This is a genomic window from Endozoicomonas sp. ALD040 (assembly GCF_049275945.1).
Taxonomy (GTDB): domain Bacteria; phylum Pseudomonadota; class Gammaproteobacteria; order Pseudomonadales; family Endozoicomonadaceae; genus Endozoicomonas_A.
Genome location: NZ_CP184829.1, coordinates 1754908 through 1775634 on the forward strand (window position 1 = coordinate 1754908; position 20727 = coordinate 1775634).

At 48.5% G+C, this 20727-nt stretch carries 16 protein-coding genes; 4 read left to right on the top strand and 12 right to left on the bottom strand.

The window, feature by feature from the left end:
- Positions 1-193 precede the first annotated feature (193 nt).
- Complete coding sequence (locus tag ACOJUN_RS05645) at positions 194-436, bottom strand: hypothetical protein (protein ID WP_422135691.1); 243 nt, start codon at positions 434-436, stop codon at positions 194-196.
- A 65-nt stretch (positions 437-501) separates the two neighbouring features.
- Positions 502-1140 (bottom strand): PAQR family membrane homeostasis protein TrhA, encoded by a 639-nt coding sequence (gene trhA / locus ACOJUN_RS05650; protein WP_422135692.1) that lies wholly within the window; start codon positions 1138-1140, stop codon positions 502-504.
- Positions 1141-1257: 117 nt separating this feature from the next.
- On the opposite strand from trhA, the gene ACOJUN_RS05655 reads away from it, so the two are divergent.
- Complete coding sequence (locus ACOJUN_RS05655) at positions 1258-1521, top strand: addiction module antidote protein (RefSeq protein ID WP_422135693.1); 264 nt, start codon at positions 1258-1260, stop codon at positions 1519-1521.
- Positions 1522-1567: 46 nt separating this feature from the next.
- Here the strand turns inward: ACOJUN_RS05655 and rnr are convergent, their stop codons facing one another.
- Complete coding sequence (gene rnr, locus ACOJUN_RS05660) at positions 1568-4099, bottom strand: ribonuclease R (protein ID WP_422135694.1); 2532 nt, start codon at positions 4097-4099, stop codon at positions 1568-1570.
- A gap of 562 nt (positions 4100-4661) precedes the next feature.
- Between rnr and ACOJUN_RS05665 the strand changes: the two genes are divergently transcribed.
- On the top strand, positions 4662-5333 hold the full coding sequence (locus tag ACOJUN_RS05665; RefSeq protein WP_422135695.1) for an OmpW/AlkL family protein: 672 nt from the start codon (positions 4662-4664) through the stop codon (positions 5331-5333).
- A gap of 45 nt (positions 5334-5378) precedes the next feature.
- On the opposite strand, the gene ACOJUN_RS05670 is transcribed toward ACOJUN_RS05665, so the two are convergent.
- From ACOJUN_RS05670 to ACOJUN_RS05680, 3 genes are all read right to left on the bottom strand, one after another.
- Positions 5379-6671 carry an adenylosuccinate synthase gene (locus ACOJUN_RS05670; RefSeq protein WP_422135696.1) on the bottom strand — a complete coding sequence of 431 codons (1293 nt, stop codon included), beginning with the start codon at positions 6669-6671 and terminating at the stop codon, positions 5379-5381.
- Positions 6672-6806: 135 nt separating this feature from the next.
- Positions 6807-7991, bottom strand: a complete 1185-nt coding sequence (locus ACOJUN_RS05675; protein WP_422135697.1) for an ATP phosphoribosyltransferase regulatory subunit — start codon at positions 7989-7991, stop codon at positions 6807-6809.
- A 116-nt stretch (positions 7992-8107) separates the two neighbouring features.
- Positions 8108-8293 (bottom strand): DUF2065 domain-containing protein, encoded by a 186-nt coding sequence (locus ACOJUN_RS05680; protein WP_317146501.1) that lies wholly within the window; start codon positions 8291-8293, stop codon positions 8108-8110.
- Between the two features lie 671 nt (positions 8294-8964).
- Here ACOJUN_RS05680 and ACOJUN_RS05685 point away from each other — a divergent pair.
- The gene (locus ACOJUN_RS05685; RefSeq protein ID WP_422135698.1) at positions 8965-11886 is read left to right on the top strand and encodes a death domain-containing protein; all 2922 of its coding nucleotides are present in this window, start codon (positions 8965-8967) and stop codon (positions 11884-11886) included.
- Between the two features lie 285 nt (positions 11887-12171).
- Here ACOJUN_RS05685 and ACOJUN_RS05690 read toward each other — a convergent pair whose 3' ends face one another.
- The 6 genes from ACOJUN_RS05690 to miaA all read right to left on the bottom strand — a co-directional run bounded on the left by ACOJUN_RS05690 (position 12172) and on the right by miaA (position 18525).
- Positions 12172-12435 carry a hypothetical protein gene (locus ACOJUN_RS05690; RefSeq protein WP_422135699.1) on the bottom strand — a complete coding sequence of 88 codons (264 nt, stop codon included), beginning with the start codon at positions 12433-12435 and terminating at the stop codon, positions 12172-12174.
- Between the two features lie 399 nt (positions 12436-12834).
- Positions 12835-13713 (bottom strand): protease modulator HflC, encoded by an 879-nt coding sequence (gene hflC, locus ACOJUN_RS05695; protein ID WP_422135700.1) that lies wholly within the window; start codon positions 13711-13713, stop codon positions 12835-12837.
- Positions 13710-14888: an FtsH protease activity modulator HflK gene (hflK, locus tag ACOJUN_RS05700; protein WP_422135701.1), complete on the bottom strand. Its 1179-nt coding sequence runs from the start codon at positions 14886-14888 to the stop codon at positions 13710-13712. Before hflK ends, hflC begins: the two co-directional genes overlap by 4 nt.
- A gap of 531 nt (positions 14889-15419) precedes the next feature.
- On the bottom strand, positions 15420-16709 hold the full coding sequence (hflX, locus tag ACOJUN_RS05705; RefSeq protein ID WP_422135702.1) for a ribosome rescue GTPase HflX: 1290 nt from the start codon (positions 16707-16709) through the stop codon (positions 15420-15422).
- 262 nt (positions 16710-16971) lie between these two features.
- A complete protein-coding gene (hfq, locus tag ACOJUN_RS05710) occupies positions 16972-17229 on the bottom strand; it encodes an RNA chaperone Hfq (protein WP_317144701.1) in 258 nt (85 codons plus the stop codon).
- Positions 17230-17535: 306 nt separating this feature from the next.
- A complete protein-coding gene (gene miaA, locus ACOJUN_RS05715) occupies positions 17536-18525 on the bottom strand; it encodes a tRNA (adenosine(37)-N6)-dimethylallyltransferase MiaA (RefSeq protein WP_422135703.1) in 990 nt (329 codons plus the stop codon).
- Positions 18526-18842: 317 nt separating this feature from the next.
- Between miaA and ACOJUN_RS05720 the strand changes: the two genes are divergently transcribed.
- A complete protein-coding gene (locus ACOJUN_RS05720) occupies positions 18843-20678 on the top strand; it encodes an autotransporter domain-containing protein (protein ID WP_422135704.1) in 1836 nt (611 codons plus the stop codon).
- Positions 20679-20727 lie beyond the last annotated feature (49 nt).

Sequence of the window (20727 nt, forward strand, 5' to 3'; positions counted from 1 at the left end):
CCTGTGATCTATACCATTGAGGGTCATCTGGTACAGGTCAAGGTCGTAAACGTAACATCCCATGACTACAAAAAGCGATGAATGGCTGCCTGCCACCTCACGCTAACACGAGCACTGACAACAGTTCTGCCCCATAGCCTGATCTGGAAGTGACACTCCCCGCCTTGTCAGGCGAGGCTTCTGACTTCACAGGCTACAGCCAGCTTATAGCGACTGGACTTACACAGAAGCCTCCATCAGCAGTAACCGGGTGCCCCTCGGTTATTGAAGTCGTCATTCCCGCGAAGGCGGGAATCCAGCGCCAACAGTGGGTCTCTGCCTTCTCGGGGATGACAAGGCCAGGGGGCAACGGGCAGTATAGTTCTGGTGGTGAGTCAGTGTGGATTCCCGCCTTCGCGGGAATGACGAGAATGAAGCCGTGAATAACGGGAGTCAACTCGTTCTCACGCTGGAGAGAGTTTCGCGACACCCTCGATTGGGCGAGGGTTTACGACGATTTTGCTAACTGGCAGGCAGTACGTGAAAAAAAACAGCAAAGAAATGACAGACACTACCGCCCAGAACAAAAACATGCCAGATAGCATGGTTAAAGGGCAGCTTTTTCCACAGGTAAAAAACCGCCCCAAGAGTATAAGAGAGGCCACCCGCTAACAGCCAGTAGATACCCTCCAGCGATATCTTGCTGGCCAACTCTTTTGACGCAAAAAGAACCAGCCAGCCCATCAAAATATAAGTGGCTACCGAAAGTTTTTTAAAGCGTGGACCAAACCAGACTTTAAAAACAATGCCCGCAATAGCCAACAGCCAGATAATGGCAAACATGATCCAGCCCAATGTTCCCCTCATGCTGACCAGTAAGAACGGGGTATAGGTTCCGGCGATCAGAAGGTAGATGGAACAATGATCCAGCAGCTTGAAAACCTTCTTGGTGTTCTCATGCTGGATACTGTGATAGAGCGTGGAAGAGAGAAAGAGCAGTATTAGCGTTGCCCCATAGATACTGAAGCTGACAATGCGCCAGACATCATGCTGTTCGGCAGCATAGGTTACCAAAAGGGTCAAACCGGCCACACTGAGCAGAGCGCCCAGACCGTGGGAGATACTGTTTGCAATCTCTTCAGCCAGGCTATATCTGGCCATGAGGTTGTTTCCTGTGTCGGTGTTGACTGACATCTTAACACTCGGAATAGGCTATTGAGCCCGGATAATACTCAAGATTCTGGTTAATGTCAGAGCAGATTACAAAGAAAGATCAACTTGCTGATCAAAAAATCTGGAAGCGCGGGATTTGGCGGCTACGATATGGTTGAGAATGCCCTAACCGATGAAGACATTCCCTGGTTCCTGACTGAGGCCTCTCTCGATAATGATCCGGCTGTTTTCATTACGGCTCTGGGTCATGTAGTCAGACATAAGGGCATTGCTCAGTTAGCAGAGCAAACCGGCCTGAATCGTGAGAGCCTTTATAAAACATTTAACGGCAAAGTCCAGCCTCGATGGATACTGTTCACCGATTGCTGAAATCATTAGGCGTCAAATTGGAAATTGCCGCCTGACCGCTTTCAAATCACTTAGCCTTTCTCTTTCTCGGCTGTCTGTCGGCCGGTTTTGCAGACGACTTTTTATTCGTTTCTGGCTTCTTACCGGCTGAGGATTTACCGGACTTCTTGCCGGTACTTTTAGCCCTGGTTTTTTGCTTGCGAGTGGGTTTTTTCTTTTTACCTGTAGTTTTCTTGCCCGATTCTTCAGACTTTGCTGCATCCAGTAAAGCTCTTTTTGCGGCCCGACTCTTGGCCACACTGGTTAATGGCTTGCCACCTTTTGAGGGGCTTTTTCGCGATTTGCGGGAACGTGAAGGTCTCTGCGCAGTACCTGTGGATAATTCGAAATCAATTTTCTGGTCATCCAGATTGACGCTGGCCACCATGACTTCGATATCATCACCTAATCGATAACTTCTGCCGGTTCTTTCACCCACCATACGATGATGAACAGCGTCGTAATGATAATAATCATCCGGAAGGCTAGTGACGTGTACCAGACCTTCTACATAAATATCATCCAGGGCGACAAACAGGCCAAAGCCTGTAACGGACGAAATGACACCGGAATACGTCTGTCCGATATGCTGCTGCATGTACTCGCACTTCAGCCAATCCATAGCATCCCGTGTAGCTTCGTCTGCCCGGCGTTCTGTCGCAGAACAGTGCTCTCCCATGGCCAGCACTTCACTGCCATCATAGGGATAAATGGTCTTTTTATTCATCTCTCTGGCACCCACGCGAACAACATGCCGGGTTTCAACAGAAGAACGAATAATATGACGGATAGCCCTGTGCACCAGCAGATCAGGATAACGACGAATCGGCGAAGTGAAGTGCGCATATTCGTCAAAAGCCAGTCCGAAGTGCCCCTGATTATCCGAAGTGTACACGGCCTGACTCATAGAACGCAGGACCACTGTCTGGATCACATTGTAATCGGGGCGATCTTTAACCGATGCCAACAAAGCCTGAAAGTGAGCGGGCTTCAGCTTGCCAGCAGGCAGCGATAAGCCAAGACTGGCAATAAAGCTGTTCAGATTGAGCCGCTTCTCCATAGTAGGCCCTTCATGCACGCGATAGAGCCCGGGAATCTTGTGTTTCTGAAGGAATTTGGCCGCACAGACATTGGCGCAAAGCATGCATTCTTCAATCAGTTTGTGCGCGTCATTGCGGACAGCAGGGACAATCTTTTCGATTTTTCGGTTACGACCGAAAACGATCTGTGTTTCTACCGTTTCAAAATCAATAGTGCCACGGTCAGAACGAATACTTTTCAGAACCTTGAACAGGTTATAGAGTTCTTCTACATGGGGAAGAACCGCTTTTCGTTCGCGACGTAAAGCCTTGCCCTCATCACTGAGTGGCTTTGATAGCATTTCCCAAACCTGGGTATAAGTCAGACGGGCATGGGAGCGGATCAGACCCTCGTAGAACTTGTAACCGGAAATTTTTCCATTGCCACTGATGGTCATTTCGCACAGCATGGCCAGACGATCCACTTCAGGATTCAGAGAGCAGAGCCCGTTTGACAATACTTCCGGCAACATGGGAATAACATGTCCCGGGAAGTAGACAGAAGTGCCCCTGTTATAGGCTTCTTTGTCCAGTGCTGTTCCGGGCTTCACGTAATGGGAAACATCAGCAATGGCTACAAATAAACGCCAGCCGCCGCTTTTTTTGGGTTCACAGTAGACTGCATCATCAAAGTCACGGGCATCTTCGCCATCAATGGTAACGAAAGGCGTCTCTCTCAGATCAACACGGTGCTTTTTGTCCCGCTCAGCCACTTCCGGCTTGAACCGGGCCACCTGCTCTTCCACTTCAGGAGGCCACTCATGAGGAATGTCATGGGTGCGTAATGCAACGTCCACTTCCATTCCGGCATCTTGTCGTTCACCCAACACTTCTTTGATCAGGCCCAACGGCTGAACACGTCGGCCAGGCTGCTCAAGGATTTCAACCAGAACATACTGCCCATGGCTGGGCATCAAAGGGCCCGGCTTGATGAGAATTTCGCGACCAATTCTGGAGTTTTCCGGTACGACAAAAGCATTGTCGTTTTCTATGTAAAAGCGACCCACCAACTGGGTGGTATTACGCTCTATGACTTCAACAATCTGACCTTCAAGTCGTCCTCTGCGGTCCACTCCGGTTTCACGAATGACCGCACGATCACCATCAAAAGCCTTGCGCATTTCACGCCATGAGAGGTAGTAATCTTCGCCGCCCTCATCAGGAATCAGGAATCCATAGCCGTCCTTATTACCCTGAATACGCCCTTTGATCAGATCCATTTTACTCAACAGACCGTAGGTTCCCTTGCGGGTTTCCAGTAGCTGACCATCACGAATCATAGCTTTAAGGCGGAATAACAAAGCTTCCTGCTGCTCAGGCAGAGTTACACCCAACTCACGGCACAGTAACTTATGGCTTGCCGGAGCCCCTCTCTTTTCCAGAGTCTCCATAATAAAAAGACGACTGGGAATCGGGTTGTCGTAGCGAGCTGCTTCATCAGCAGCCTGGGAGTCCAGTTCTTTCCACCCTTTTTTGGGCATAGAGTTTATTAACCTCTCTGTGATCACATAATGTCTGTATGCAGTGTAACCCTACTCCGGGTAACTAGCAGCCTGTCGGACTTAAGACTGTCCTACTGCGGTTGCAATAAATTGGTCTAAAAATCCCTGTTTCTTCGTCAAATAGCTCGCTATTCTCCTCAGAAACAGAGATTTTTATCCTCAATTTCTTGCAATCCTCGCTACGGACGCTTAAGTCCGACAGACTGCTAGGAGCCTGACCGAGAATAGTCTGCCCTACTGCGGCGGCAGCAAATTGGTCTGAAAATCCGCTTTTGTTCGTCAAATAGCTCGCTATTCTCCTCACAAAACCGAATTTTCATCCTCAATTTTCTGCCGTCCTCGCTACGGGCGCTATTCTCGGTCAGGCTCCTAGCGCGCATCTTTGCTTAGTATGCCCACACTTTCAACAGAATTCCTACCGTATATGCGTTGGCAGACACGGCTATGCATTGATTCAGATCAATATTGTACGACAAGCAATTAATTAAACTGTTAATAGTTAACAAAGAAACTTTTTTGCAACCACATGCAAGGGACCACCATGAACAGAAACGTTCTCTCACTCACCATTGCTGCAGCTATTGCTGTTTCTGCTACCTCTGCCCAGGCTTATGAGGCCGGAGATTTTATTTTCCGGGGCGGAGTAGCCAGTGTTCAGACGGATGTTGACAGCGGGGGGTTGGAAGTCAACGGGGATGAGGACAAGAACGCAACAGTTGACGTCAACAATGACACCCAGCTGGGACTCTCCTTTACCTACATGCTGTCGGATAAGTTTGGTGTTGAGCTGCTGGCAGCGACACCGTTCAAACACACTCTGAAAGGAAAAGGTGATCTGGCAGGATTGGGAGATTTTGCCGAAGTTAAACACTTACCACCGACTTTGAGCCTGCAATACTACCCGATGGACAAAAACGCCAGGTTCCAGCCTTACCTGGGACTTGGTTTGAACTACACCGTTTTCTTCAGTGAAGATTTCAAAGGCTCCGCCAGTGATATCTACAGCGATCTGGAACTGGACAGTTCATTGGGCCTGAGTGGACAACTGGGCTTTGACTATCAACTGAACGAGCATTGGGCCGTGAATGCTGCTGTATGGTATATGGACATCAATACCACAGCGAAGTTCAGGGACGACTCTGGAGACCGCTACAAGCTGGACGCAGAACTGGACCCACTGGTTTACATGGCCGGTGTTTCTTACAGGTTCTGATGGCGAAGAAGCCCCCGCCGCCAGTAAATCCGGCGGGGGACTGGATCAGCCGAAAGGCTGTTCCAGAATAATGGTTTCTACACGATCCGGGCCGGTAGAAACGATATGGACAGGTGTTCCCACCACTTCTTCCAGACGGCGGATGTAGGCGCGGGCATTTTCCGGCAGATCATTCAGGCTCCTGGCACCAAATGTAGACTCACTCCAGCCGGGCACTTCTTCATACACCGGTTGAATTGCTTCGTACTCTTCCGCATCCACAGGGGTCGTAATGGACTCACCCCGGGCATTCTTGTAGCCGGTACAGATCTTGATCGTTTGCAGGCCATCCAGAACATCCAGCTTGGTCAGACAGAGACCGGATACGGAGTTGATCTGAACAGACTGACGCAGAGCCACAGCGTCAAACCAGCCACAACGACGGGGACGTCCAGTGGTCGCACCAAACTCATTGCCTTTCCTGGCCAGGTGCATACCCACATCGTCAAACAGCTCGGTCGGGAAAGGACCAGAACCGACACGAGTCGTGTAAGCCTTGGTAATACCCAGAACGTAGTCCAGATAGAGAGGGCCAAAACCACTGCCGGTAGAAACACCACCGGCTGTGGTGTTGGACGAAGTGACGAATGGGTAGGTACCGTGATCAATATCCAGCAGAGAGCCCTGAGCCCCCTCAAACAGAATGTTCTCCCCCTTGCCATGGTGCTCATGAACCTTGTCGGTCACACGCTCAATCATAGGTTTGATCTGTTCACCCATGGCCAGTGCTTCATCCAGAGTCTTCTGAAAATCTACTGTATCAGCCTTGTAGTAGTGCTCCAGAGCAAAGTTATGGTACTCCATGACTTCTTTCAGTTTCTGGGCAAAACGCTCAGGATGCAGAAGATCGGCAACACGCAGTCCACGGCGAGCTACTTTGTCTTCGTAGGCAGGGCCAATACCACGACCGGTGGTACCGATTTTGTCCTTGCCTCGTGCCAATTCACGGGCCTGGTCCAGGGCAATGTGATAAGGAAGAATCAGCGGGCAGGACGGGCTGATTCGCAGACGTTCACGAACAGGAACGCCACCTTCTTCCAGCTTGTGAATCTCTTTCAGCAGAGCTTCAGGAGACAGAACTACGCCATTACCGATGTAGCATACAACGCCTTCGCGCAGAATACCGGAAGGAATCAGGTGCAGAACGGTTTTTTCACCGTCGGTCACCAATGTATGGCCGGCATTATGGCCGCCCTGGAAACGCACAACCGCTTTTGCCTGCTCAGTCAGCAGGTCAACGATTTTGCCCTTACCTTCGTCACCCCATTGAGTGCCGAGTACGACAACAGTCTTACCCATGGTAAACGGTCTCTTACTTTCTAAAATAAACAGACATGACAAAGTTCAGTTCAAAACATTTTCTGAACCGACTCTCATGCATCTGTGACAGGCCGGAGAAGTTTAACTGAAATCAATTTCGATCAGACTTCCGGGTTATTCTACAACCCACTCTCCGTCACGGCAGACCAGCTGCCGGTCGCAACCCGTGCCTGCAGCGTCTGTCTCTTGTTCAGGCAGTTGGTAAACTACCCGTTGTCCCTGGCGACGCAGTTTCTTTACAACAGCAGGATCTGCAGCAACAGGGGCAAATATCGTCATTCGTTCGTCACTGGCATCCGTTTTCAGACCCGGAAGGCTCTTCAGCTCAATTAACGTCTTCAGGTCTGTACTGAAACCGGTAGCAGGGCGGGCTCTGCCAAAGATCCGCCCAATGCCGTCGTATCGACCGCCTTTGGCGATCGCCTGTCCCTTTCCGGGAACATACGCAGCAAACACGACGCCTGTATGATAGTTATAACCGCGCAACTCACCCATATCGAGGTAGAGGTTAGCTGACGGGTAAAGCTCAGCGACCTTGCCGGCAATCACTTCCAGCTGGTCGAGCGCTTCGAAAACAGCCTCAGGCGCGTCCTTCAGTACCGCACGGGCATCATTGATGACACTGGCATGACCTGTCAGGGATGTCAGCGCTTTAAACATCTTTGCGGTGCCCGAACAGATTTGCCAGCTGGCCAGCAGTTCAGATACTTCACACACCGCTTTTCTTTGCAGAGCATCAAACAGTTTCTGCTCCTGCTGTTCACTCAGTCCGGCATACTCCACCAGTGAACGATAGATCCGCACATGACCCAGATCGAGGTTCACAGACTCAATACCGATCGCTGCCAGTGTTTCCAGCATCAGGGAAATGACTTCAATATCACTCTCGACGCCGCCATGACCATAAAGTTCGGCACCCAGCTGAATGGGCGACCTTGTGGCTCCCAACGACGCTGAACGAGTGTGAAACACGCTGCTCGCGTAGCAAAGTCGAACCGGCCCTTTTGCTTTCAGGGTGTGGGCGTCAATTCTGGCAACAGCTGGCGTGGTATCCGCCCTTAACCCCATCGTTCTACCCGTGAGTTGATCTGTTACTTTAAACGTCTGCAACTCCAGATCGCGGCCCAGACCAGCTGTCAGTGACTCCATGAACTCCAGATGAGGAGGAATCACCAGCTCGTAGCCCCAGCAATCGAATAAATCCAGCATCTCACGACGAAGCATTTCTGCCTGACGTGCTCGTGGAGCAAGAATTTCCTCAATGCCATCTGGCAATAACCAGCGATCTGCGACGGTCATAACAGCCCTCTTTTTTTCGCTTTTACCACTGTGCCAGAAGTCTGTTGGACTAAAGGCTGTCCTGAGGCGGACAACTCAAGCCTGACAGGCTCCTGGAGCGATAAACTATTCCGCTTTTACGTGAGCATACTCAGAATTATGAGTCCTACCAACATGCTGCCAAAACCTGCCATGCGCAGCTGCCGGTTATCAATCTCTGACAACTTTGTGACCATATTGCGCCAGCGCTGGGGATACAAAAAAGGCAAGACGCCTTCCAGAACCAGCATCAGACTCAAGGCTATGCCCAGATGTTGCAACATATCCACAGGATGACTCCCCAAAGCTTTTAGTCCGGACAGGTCCACAAAAAAACCGGGCAGAACCCGGTTTGCGGTATCATACCACTGGCTGAAGCAGACTTCACGACCAGTAGTCGATAATTTATCAGTCTCTGATCAACCGGCAAGAGCAAAAGCACTGTTTCATTTCTTCATCGTCAGAGATCGCAACCCGCTTTTTGTGAGCCTGTCCGTTGGGAAGCGATCATCCGGATATAATGAAACTCAATCAAGGCCCTCACTCTACCGCTGATTCTGGATGGCGCATTGCCATTTTTGTATCCCCGACGCCGACAAATATGTTAACAAAATTGCCAATAATTGATAAACGACAGCTTTGAACGACAGGCTCTATCAGCAGACAGGACTCGCAACTACAACTCTACCTGCGCAAGAGAAGCATAATCAGTCGCCTGCGATCAGAATAGATCGCCTCTGTATCTTTTCTTCATTCCCAAAATTCTTAAGCCATGAAACAGGATAGCTTCGATTTTGAAAAACACAAAAAACGTGAAATTACCGTTTATGTCTTCCCGTGCAATTCTTCTGAGCTGGCACGTTGAACATGAACAGATGGGAGATAAATAATACAGCTTCAGATTTAGGGTCTATTGTTATGCCTCAACAATAAAAATCTATGGGCAAATTCAATTATGAAAGTAAAAAGATTTCTCACTATGGCTCGCCTGTTTCTGTTATTCGCTCTGTCGGTCATTTTGCCGGTCTCCGGTCATAGTTCTGCTGTTTCCGATCTATTGAGCTGGGCGGGATGGGGGGACTCCTTCAAATCCCCGAAGACAACAGAATTTATTAATAAAATGTCGTTTATAGAGAACAATCCGTCTCTTCACCTTGTTTACGATCTTAAAACTGCTGATGATAAAGGCAAGACAATTGAACTGGAAAAAAATCAGCTTTATATCCGCCTGAATAGCAAAGCAGGCGATATCTTTCATTTTTGTTTCAGAACCCCTCCCTCGTTATCCGCAGGAAATTTTCCCTCCCCACCAGTAATTACAGAGGCTTTAACAGGGCAGGGTATGCCTGATATTCAGGCCGGAGGAATGAGAGTGGTCGAACTGACACCAGACAGTGGTGGCTGGCAACATGAATATTTAGCCAGATGGCGTTTACCGGCTGGTAAAGCCTCGTTGGTCCTGTCGGTTCAAGACAATAATGCATGGCGTATACAACCAGAGTGTAGTGGTATTTTTTCACAAAGCACCGGTCTACCGTCACCTTCCGGTGGCAACACTTCTGGTAACAATACTTCCGACAATAAAAAGCTATCATTTGTCGATATTTTTTTCCGTAACCCTCAGGTTCCGGAAAACGGGTTCAATAATCCTGACGATACCAGCCGTTTCAATGCGCCTTCTGTAGTACCTCAAACCCCTGAGACCGCAGATAACAGCGAGCTATACACAAACTCCGGCGGTGGCGGTTTTGGTGGCGGCGATGATTCAGACGATTTATTTAAAAAAAGGCCGGGAGGTGGTATGGCTCCCCTTTACTCTTTTGAACTGATGAGTGAACTGGTCAGTAGAATGGTCCTGGTGCGTCTCCCCGACACTAACGGTCAGGCTGTTAAGAAACGAGTTTGGGATACCCGGATTGTTCTCAAAATCAAGCGTGGCTGGAATGAGCAGACCATCCTTATTTCACAACATCTGTGGAATAAGATAAAGGGTGCAAACCTTGAGCGGAATCCGCGACTTTTTATGGCATTGCTCAGGAATCCGGATAATCCGGAAGCAGCATTTGATCATTACCAGAGCAACAACCCGGAACAGACAGAAGACTATCGTGTTTATACAGAACAAGAGTTCATTTTAAGCCCTAAGCAATTAATTAGTGTTTCAGTATTTCCGGGCAGCTGTCCAACGGGGATAAGTTGCCCGAAAGGTACTGAAACCGCTGCAAAAGATGCCAGAGTTGATCTGAAACCTCCCTCCTACAGGCAATCTCAGGAGGCCTACAGTCATCATAATCGACGCCTCTTCGGTGAAAGCGGAAATGGGGAAGACGATGGTTCCGGCGGGGCACCCAACAACGTGTATTGCCAAAATTGTCAGAGACAAAAACCTGTAGTCTTTAACAATATGTGCTTCGACTGCGCTAATGCTGGCATGGTTGCATTTGAGCGGGGTCTCAGCGAACCGCCTCCTATTGTAACAAGTAAGGAAATACCGGTAGCCGTGGCAGAGTGGGTTGATACCTCAGCGATCAGACTAACACGATGGCTCGGTGAACTGGTCTATGAAAGACGAGAGTCGGATATTTTTCACTCCAGCCATTTCTACAAAAAGTATGAACTTTATAACCTTCTAACTGAAAATATTTTACAGCATAAAGAGACTCTGGAAAAATTTCACAAGTACTGGGTTAAATTTTCCAGAGGTTCGATATCTGCTGGTAACTTGATTCTACAGGTCGGTGTACTGGCCAAGAATCATGGAATCGACAAGCATGTTGAAATAGCAAGAATTGTTAAGACACTGGCCCGTCACCGGGACATATTTGAGACCCAGGCCTTTTTGGATCAATTCACAGAAAACAAATTAGCCAGTGAGCTTATAGGCAATCATCTTGCGACATATAACGAGTTATATAATCTCGTATATTCACAAGTAGATAGCCAAAAGAAAAAAGAATTAATGAATTTTATTTATCAAGTATTTAAACAAACCAGTGATTTACTGGCAGAGAAAACGGTTCCTTCGAACTATGACACATTCAGATATTTAGGCGAGTTATCCAGAGAACTGTTTAAGGATTATAGTTTTGGCTTTCCGAATTATAGGGATGGTCAGCTAGATATTATCCCCTGGGGTTTTGGACAACACGCCTTTATTACTCCATCTAACATACATAAATTAGAAAGGAATTTGCAATCTCAAGCACTTTATGGCCTTGGATTTTATATTTCTGACAATAATCCATCCACACCTGAACAAGTTATGGCTGTATTCACCGGCTTGGCTATTTTAAGCACAACACTCACGGAATGTGGCGGGTTCATCCACAAACTTACTCAGGATCAACGTCAGCTTTTCCTTTATTTTGCCAAGACTGCCAGAAAAGAACTTATTAATTTACTGAACTCAACCAGTTCAGAGCAAAAAAATGCGTTCTTAAACAGTATGTTTTTCGTCTTTGGCGAGATTCCCAGAGAATTGGCTGATGAACTGGCTCAGGAACAGTCATCCACACCTGTCAGTGGAGCGCATGCTGCTATGCAAACAGCGGCAGAACCCCAGCGTGAGCAAACAACAGGATACACTCTGGACTCACCTTTACCAGAACAAGTATTCGTAGACTATGGTTACTTGATAGGTACTAAATGGAAAATGTTTGCCAGACGTACGGAAGCAGGTTTTAGAGAACCCCAATTAGAGGCTATAGATCATGATAACAGACAACTTTTTGAAAAGGTGATGGCAATGCTGCACCAATGGAAGCGAGGCTCTCGTCGACCTGTTACCTTTAGAGACTTCCTAGGTACCCTTAAAAAAATAGACCGAAATGATATTAGAAGCTCAATAGAGCAAAGATATAATCTTCCTCAAATATAGAGTTTTTAAAATAGCTCCGCTATTTAACTCATATTCAGCTAAAACAACCATCTCATTATCGTATGACAAGAGATGGTTGTTGTGCTTTCGTCTAACCACCTAATGTTCTTTCAGGAACTTTCCTCACAGACAGTTTTCTGGACAGTATGCGAGCGCCAAAATATCTACCACAATTCTGCTAACTTCCTATTCCTCTGTAGCGGACGATTTCGAGACAAAGCTTGGTATGAAAGGGTGAATAGGTGACCGATAGCAAGTATTCTGCAAGCCTATTACCTCAAGCAGTCAGCTTTCGTGCAACGCACCCATTGACTGGCAAAGATGGTGACCAAAGGAAACTGGGTTGTCTGTCTGGATCACACCAACTGAGACTTTGGTCAGTTCAAAATCAACATCATGATGGTCGCTAAGTAGGAGTTCGACATTCTCGCGAAGGAAGTCGTCATTCCCGCGAGGGAGGCTGTTGCAAAACTCTGGTTCGCGTGCTGCAGCGTGGGAACCGATACCCATCTCGCGCTGCAGAGTCAGCTTTTCAGGGGAGGTATGCATTCCCACGCAGAGCTTGTTGGGCTTTTGCGACAGCCTCAGAGCTTGGGAACGAGTTGTTAGAGTTTTGCGACGGCCCCCTTCGCGGGAATGACGGGAGTGAAGCCGGGAATCATTCAGCTTGAGTTAATAAGCTTGCAGCTATATCTGCTGGCGAGTAGCCACTCACCCTTTTAATCAGGATTCCTTACAAAACTGCCGCCTACAGAGCTTCTATTCGTAGCCTGTTTCGCTGTGCAGGATAAGAGGGGATCCCTCACCCCGTGAAGAAGCCGAAGGCAATAGGCAGGCTATGGGCCGAGGTTGCAACATACTCACAGGTCTCTGGTCAGCCATCAAGGGCAGAGGCACTGCTTCAGTTCATCCGAACTTCCGCAATGCCCTGCCCGGCAAACTGTCCGCTTACTTTTTGCTACCTGAGTGACTGTTCAGATAGTTGAAGAAATCATTATCCGGTTCCAGCAACAGGATGTCGCCTTTACTGTCAAAGGACTCTTTATAAGCCTGAAGGCTACGATAGAATGCGTAAAATTCAGGGTCCTGACGGTAAGCCCCGGCATAAACTTCTGCCGCCTTGGCATCGCCATCACCTCGAACAATCTCTGCGTCCTTGTAGGCATCTGCCTGAATAACGCGCTGTTCCCGGTCCGCATTAGCACGGATACCTTCAGCCATTTCCTGACCTTTGGAGCGGTATTCCTGAGCCTCTTTCTCACGCTCGGAAGACATACGTTCGAAGACCGAGTCACTGACCTGAGGTGGCAGGTCTACTTTTTTAACCCGGACATCCACAACAGTCACACCCAGCTCTTCTCTGGCCACTTTATCCAGGTTGCTGGTGATATCATTCATCAGCTTGTCACGCTGACCGGATACCACTTCATTCAGTGTCAAACCACCAAACTTGTTACGCATTCTGGATTCAGCACGCTGGGAAAGCAGCGTGTTGGCACGATAAATGTCACCGGCTGTCGCCTTGTAGAACTTGGCGACATCCGCTATTCGCCACTTGATGTAAGAGTCCACAATAACCGCTTTCTGTTCCAGTGTCAGAAAACGTTCTGATGGCACTTCGAGGTGTTGCAGACGGGCATCGAAAATACGCACGTTGTCTACAAACGGGAATTTCAAATGCAGACCCGGTTTCAGGTTAGGGTTCACCAGCTGACCAAAACGCAGTTGCACTGCACGCTCACGCTCGCTGATGACAAAGAGACAACTCCAGGCCAGAACCAGGATGACCAGACCAGCGATCAGAGCTGTAAAACCTTTCTGACTCATCGACCAACCCTCCCACTGCTTCGTGCACTGTTCACTCGCTTGCTCAACTCCTCTGCAACGCGATTACTGATGTCAGTCAAATCCTGACTGCTCAGCTCAGCTGGCTGGGCTGGCATGGATGACTTGCCCTGGGTCAATTTATCCAGTGGCAGGTAGATCATATTGTTGCCACCCTTGACGTCCACCAGTACCTTGCTGGTACCCTTCAGGACCTCTTCAACGGTTTCGATGTAGAGACGCTCACGTGTCACTTCAGGTGCACGCTTGTACTCTGTCAACAGCTTGGAGAAACGATCTGATTCACCTTCAGCCCTGGCAATGACTTCATCACGGTAAGCATTAGCTTCCTCAATGGTCCGCTGAGCCTTACCACGCGCTTCAGGGATAATCTTGTTCGCGTAAGCTTCCGCCTTGTTCTTGGCACGTTGCTCGTCTTCCCGTGCACGAATTACGTCATCAAAAGCAGCCTGAACTTCTTTTGGAGGCTGGGCACTTTCAATGTTGACCTTACCGATGCGCAGACCCGTCCCATAGTTTTCCTGGTATTCCTGCAAACGGGCACGAACTTCCTGCCCCAGAACTTCACGTCCCTGAGTCAGTACCTGGTACATCTCGGAGCTGCCGACCACATGACGCAGCGCACTCTGGGTGGCCTGCTCAAGACTCATCAGAGGCTTGGCAACATTCAGAACATAATTTTTAACGTCTTCAATGTTGTATTGGACAGACATGGAGACTTCAACAATGTTTTCGTCTTCAGTCAGCATCTGCTGTCTCAGGTTATAGGTACGGAGTTCGGTCACCTTTTCCAGAAACTTGCTTTCAAAGGGCGGGAAGTATATGTGAAGACCCGGACCAACGGTCTCGGTATATACCCCAAAGCGCAGAATAACGGCGCGCTCTTTTTCATCGACGGTGTAAATTGCGTTCCAGAGGTAGGCAACAATTGCCAAAACAATGATTCCGATAAACATTCCTGAGGAGGAACCGGAATTACTGCTCCCTTTACCTGAACCACCTCCACTCTTGCCACCACCAAACATTGAGTTCAGTTTGTCCTGCAGTTTGCGGAATGCTTCATCCAGATCAGGTGGTCCCTGATTTTTGCCACCACCCTTATTATTTCCACTACCCCATGGATCCTGGCTGTTTCCACCCGGCTCGTTCCAGGCCATATATGTCTCCGTAGAGTCAGTAACGAATTCTTTGCCCAGCTGGTGCGTCAGGACTTGCATCGTCCAAACTGGCTCTGTGAGCAAACTATTTCGCTGTAAAGCTGACCTTTGTCGCAACGACAGGGTAACTCTCTTTACAGCAGTGCGTAAAATCCATAAGGCGATCGGCCTGACAGATATGTGAACCTGACCTTGCCCGGACAGGCATGGCGTCTTTCCGGTCGTGTGAACCAAAGGCTTGACTGAAACAGTGAACATTCAGCAAATCCGGATACCACAACTTTCGGCGACAGACCAAGGCTGATTGTGTCGCTCCGGGAGCCCATCGGACCAAAACTTTTGAGTACGAAACCGCCCTGAGTCACAAAGTCCTCCAGGAGCCTGTCCGACTTAAGCAACCCCAGTAGGACAGTCTTAAGTCCATCAGGCTCCTAGGCCAGATTGTAGAGTTTGGAGAGCAGGAAGTGCAAGCTCATATTAGTAATCGCCGCAACTTCCTGACACCTTGCTGACTATTCATTAACAATAATCCTACCCTTCAATCAGACAACCTGTCTGTAAACCTTCCTGTTTTGCCACCCGTTCGAAGTCACTTCTTGGCATGCGGATATCCAGCAACAGTTCACCTTTGTCAGAATACTCTTCTGTCTGGATAGCACCCATTTGGTACAAGCGTGCCCTCACCTTTCCCTGATTGGCCTGAAGCATCAGACGCCCCTGAATCATATCATTGCCCAGCAATTCGGTGATGGCCTGACCGATTAACTCCAGACCTGCACCGTCTTTTGCACAGACCCAGACTCTTTCAGGTTGTCCATTATCATCACGCTGGATTTTTGGCGCCACCTCAGCCAGCAGATCAATCTTGTTATAAATCTGAAGAATGGGTAGTTCATTGGCATCAATTTCTTTCAGAACTTCATGCACTTCCCTGATATTTTCCAGACGCTCCGGATCATGGGCATCGATCACGTGCAACAGCAAATCTGCCTGACGGGTTTCCTCCAGTGTCGCCCGAAAGGCTTCCACCAGTTTATGAGGCAGGTGTCGAATAAATCCAACCGTATCTGCCAGGATCACCGGCCCCAGATCAGCAAGATCCAGCCTTCTCAACGTTGGGTCCAGTGTTGCGAACAACTGATCCTGTGCATAAACGTCTGACTGAGTCATGCTATTAAATAATGTCGACTTGCCCGCATTGGTATAACCTACCAGAGAGACCTGCGGCACTTCTGCCCTCTTTCGGGAACGCCGTCCCTGGTCACGCTGTTTACGAACTTTTTCCAAACGACGGGTGATGCTTTTGATTCTTGCCCTGAGCAATCTGCGGTCGGTCTCCAGCTGGGTCTCACCCGGCCCCCGCAGACCAATCCCCCCTTTCTGTCTTTCAAGGTGAGTCCAGCCGCGGATTAAGCGGGTACTCATATATTCAAGCTGAGCCAATTCAACCTGCAGCTTACCCTCAAAGGTTCTGGCACGCTGGGCAAAAATATCCAGTATCAGTCCGGTGCGGTCAATGACACGGCATTCCAGTTCTTTTTCAAGGTTTCTGGCCTGACTGGGTGACAGGGCATGGTTAAACAGAACGACTTCGGCTTTGTGCTGAAGCACAGATTGACGGATTTCTTCAACTTTACCGGGACCGACAAAATAGCGGGGAGAAGGAGACCGGACATTCACTGTGATAAAAGCAAGGGTTTCAACACCTGCAGAACGAACCAGCTCCATGAATTCCTGCGGATCTTCCCGTTCCTTGTCTTCACTCATATCCGGATGAACAAGGATTGCACTTTCACCACCTTCATGGCGCTCAAAAAACAAACAAAACTCCTGAAATTATTTTCTTTCGATAGGGGTTATTAACCATTCATTAACAGAACAGGAAATATTGAGACGGTCTGAATTGACCATTAAAACAGACTGCCAGCCCCAATAGTATACTGCCCGGTTATTTTTCTACACAGCTGTTTTTTCCATAAAACAATTTTCACGCTTAAAATGTTTCAATCGTACACGACCTGTTTATGAAACTCATAAACGTCAAAAGGCGCTATAAAAGCGCCTTTTAATCAATCAGCAAAACTTATTCTTGCTCGTCGTGCTCGCCCATACCTTCCTGACCCTGCATTGGCAGTCGAACCGGGCGGCTTGGCACTACAGTTGATACTGCGTGCTTGTAAACCATCTGGCTAACGGTGTTTTTCAGAAGGATTACAAACTGATCGAAAGACTCGATCTGTCCCTGGAGTTTAATGCCGTTTACCAAATAAATAGAAACCGGCACGCGCTCTTTACGCAGCACATTAAGGTAAGGGTCTTGTAGAGAATGCCCTTTTGACATTTCTGTACTCCTTATTAATTCTCGGGTTTTGAATAGCCATTGTTCACTTCTAGTTGGGCTATTCGCTCGACCGGCAGTGCCAGTACCTGATTGTTCAATCTGTGTACAGCCCAGAAATTTAGCTGGGCAACAGTAAGCGATGCCCCACACTGCCATCAATAGGTAATACTAGCTACTCATACCGGACCTGCAGAAACTATTGCAGGTGCTCACGTACCAGCCTTTTCCAATGCACTTTGTTAATGCTTTAACCAATACAAAGCTGAGGTCAGGAGACTTGTACAGAAATCACTTTCTTATTATTCCTTATTTAAGGACGGGCTTCAGCCATTTCAAGGCATCTTCCAACCGGTTTTTCGACAAACTGTCCAGCCAATGAATATCAGGCCAGCTTCTGAGCCAGGTCAACTGTCGCTTGGCCAGTTGTCGGGTAGCGATTATCCCTTTTTCCAGCATGGTGGAATAGTCCATCTCTCCTTGAAGATACCCCCAAACCTGACGATAACCAACCGCCCTGATAGAAGGCAGGGAAATATCCAGGTCTCCCCGCTCGTATAAAGCCCTGACTTCATCCACAAAATGGTGCTCCAGCATAAGTTTGAAGCGGGTTTCAATGCGCTGATGGAGCACTGATCGATCCCCGGGAGCAATGGCCAGATTCACCAGATTATAAGGCAGTCGACTGGTTGCCTGCTCCTGATGCCAACGGGAAATCACCTTGCCTGTGGCATAATAGACCTCCAGAGCTCTTTGCAGACGCTGAGTATCCGTCGGTTTAATACGAAGAGCGGCTACAGGATCAACTGTCTGAAGCTCGTCATGGAGCGCCTGCCAGCCCTCAGACTCAGCCCTTCTCATCAACGCTTCCCTGATCCCGGCATCTGCCGCTGGCAAAGTTGCCAGACCGTCTCGAAGCGCCTTGAAATAGAGCATGGTACCTCCCACAAGGAGAGGTATGTTTCCCTTATTAGTAATTTCCGTCATTTCCCTGAGAGCATCCTCACGGAAGTCAGCTGCAGAATATGGCTCGGAAGGGTCCCGGATATCAATCAACCGATGAGGAGCCCTTGCCAGTTCCTGTGCAGAGGGCTTGGCCGTTCCTATATCCATGCCTCTGTAGACCAGTGCCGAATCAACACTGATCAACTCACAGGGCAGTCTCTCCGCCAGCTGGATAGCCAGATCCGTTTTGCCCGATGCAGTGGGCCCCATCAGAAAAATAGCCGGTGGCTGTATTTCTTCAGAAGAAAGAGTCTGTGGCTGTTTTTCTTCAAAAGAAAGCGGTTCGGATGCCATAAACAGAAAAATAATGCGTTATCAGAAAAAACGGGGAGCTGAGTGTACCCGAAGCCTTCCCATGATCAAAAGCTTTGGACTGAAAACTTACCAAAGAGTTCCGCAAGTCTAAGCGAAGATGTTAAAAATTTTTTTACCAATTGTTGCTGCCACACCAAGGTAGTCTATTCTCGGACAGGCTACTCAATTTTTTTTGGAACACACAAACAATGGAATGACTGACACAAACTGATCAGAAACACGGGTTTATCATGAAAGCAGTCCCCTTTTTATCACCCTCTTACCGAAAAGTACTCTCAGTAGCAGCCTTTTCCTTAATGCTATCCCCTGTAAAAGCTAATGAAATTTATAGTCAGTTTTATAGTTTTGGAGACAGTATTTCAGATACCGGCAATCTGAAAGTCCCTTATGCCGGACGGTTGGTTCCATTAAAGTTCTCAGACAACACTTTATACAACCAGAATATTGCCGGCACAATGGGGTTTGATTTTCGCCCCTCTATGGATGGCGGCAATAATTTTTCCGTGAGTGGCAACTCCAGTGAGGAAATCCTTTTATCCGTCACGTCAGATACCCCCTATGTGCCTTTAAATCTGGATTTTTTCAAGAACCAGACGCAAGACAGTTTCTTCATGAGAAGCCATGGACAGGCAGATAAAAAAGCCATGTACATGATTCTGGGCGGTAGCAATGATGTTGAATTCGTGACAAACAACTTACGAACTCCCCTGAAAGCCGCTCAGGACCTTGTAGGCACTGCCAATGCACTCCATAGCTATGGCGCTCGTTATATCATTATGCTCAATGTTCCCAACCTTGGAGAAACGCCGGGAGGAGAACATTTGCTGGCTGGTACGCGTGATCAACTCAGAATGGTCAGCAAATCGATTGATGATGCCGTCCTCACAGAACTCCAGAAGTCCACTGCCAATATCTTCTATCTGAATTTGTATGGTCTGGTGAAAGAGGTATCCGATAACCCGGCAGCCTTTGGTTTTGTTGATCTTTCCCCTGAAAACGCAGACATCACCTGTATGGTTGCAGGCGTTCCCACAGGCGTACCCTGCGAAAAGCCCGATCCCGCTACAGTTATGGGCGGAGACGATAGAGATCGCATCATCACCGGGGTTGCACAGAAGTCCATATTCTGGGATGGCCTGCACCCCAGCAGCGCTATGCACAAAATAGGGAGCGATTACATTTTGTCAGCCATCAGGGCGGCTACCGAAGTCGGCAGCCTGCCAAGAATCGCAGACTCTCATTCAACCACATTGGACAGCAGTATTTTTAATGAGCTGGCACTGCATCGCTGGAAAGACGCAGAGCCGGGTACCCTGTCATTCTTTGGTGGCGGAGCCGGCGCAGAAAGCCAGATTTATGACGCTGTTGCCAGGAAAGCCAATGACAATAAGGGTTTCGTAATCCATGCAGGCCTACACTACCAACTGACAGAAGAATTCAAGCTGGGTGTCGCCTTACAGGGCGCTGAAACACACTACAAACCTGAGCAGTCCGACTATAAAACCAACAGTATTGGTGGCAGCCTTTTTACCAGTTATCAGGGGGAAAGGTTTTTTTCCAATACGGCATTGAACTATCTTGACCTCGATTACGACAACAAGCGTGGTTTCCATCTGGGTGCCTTGACACGCAAAGAAAGCAGCTCCAGCTCGGGCAAACTCTATGGTTTAACCATGGACGCAGGCTATGCACTATACGACAATGGACGGCTAAAGGTAGGCCCTATTGTTTCCGCCAGCTATCATAAATCATCGGTCGACGGTTTTACCGAGTCCGAAAATAACTTGTCCTCTATGGTATTCGGTGATCAGGAGCTGGATTTCAAAAATGCCGCAGCAGGTGTTTTTCTGGATGCGATAAACGACAAAACACGTCTTGGTATTCAGATTGACTACAACAAGGATCTCAATGATGACGACTTGAGAACCATTCAACTGCGACAGAAATTAACTCCCCGGATGGCCTATTTACCCGCTGATATCAGTAGCAAAGATGCCTGGCGAATGAAGTTAAGAGTAGGGCACAGCCTGACAAACGACGTGGAAGTTTACGGCAGCTACCAGTTCAGCAAGGCTGATGACCATCAGACCGATTATCAGGCCTTGCAACTGGGTATTTCCTGGTCGATCTAGTGCGTCTGAGCCTTATATCGTTAACTTACTCACATTCCGCCACCCCTCG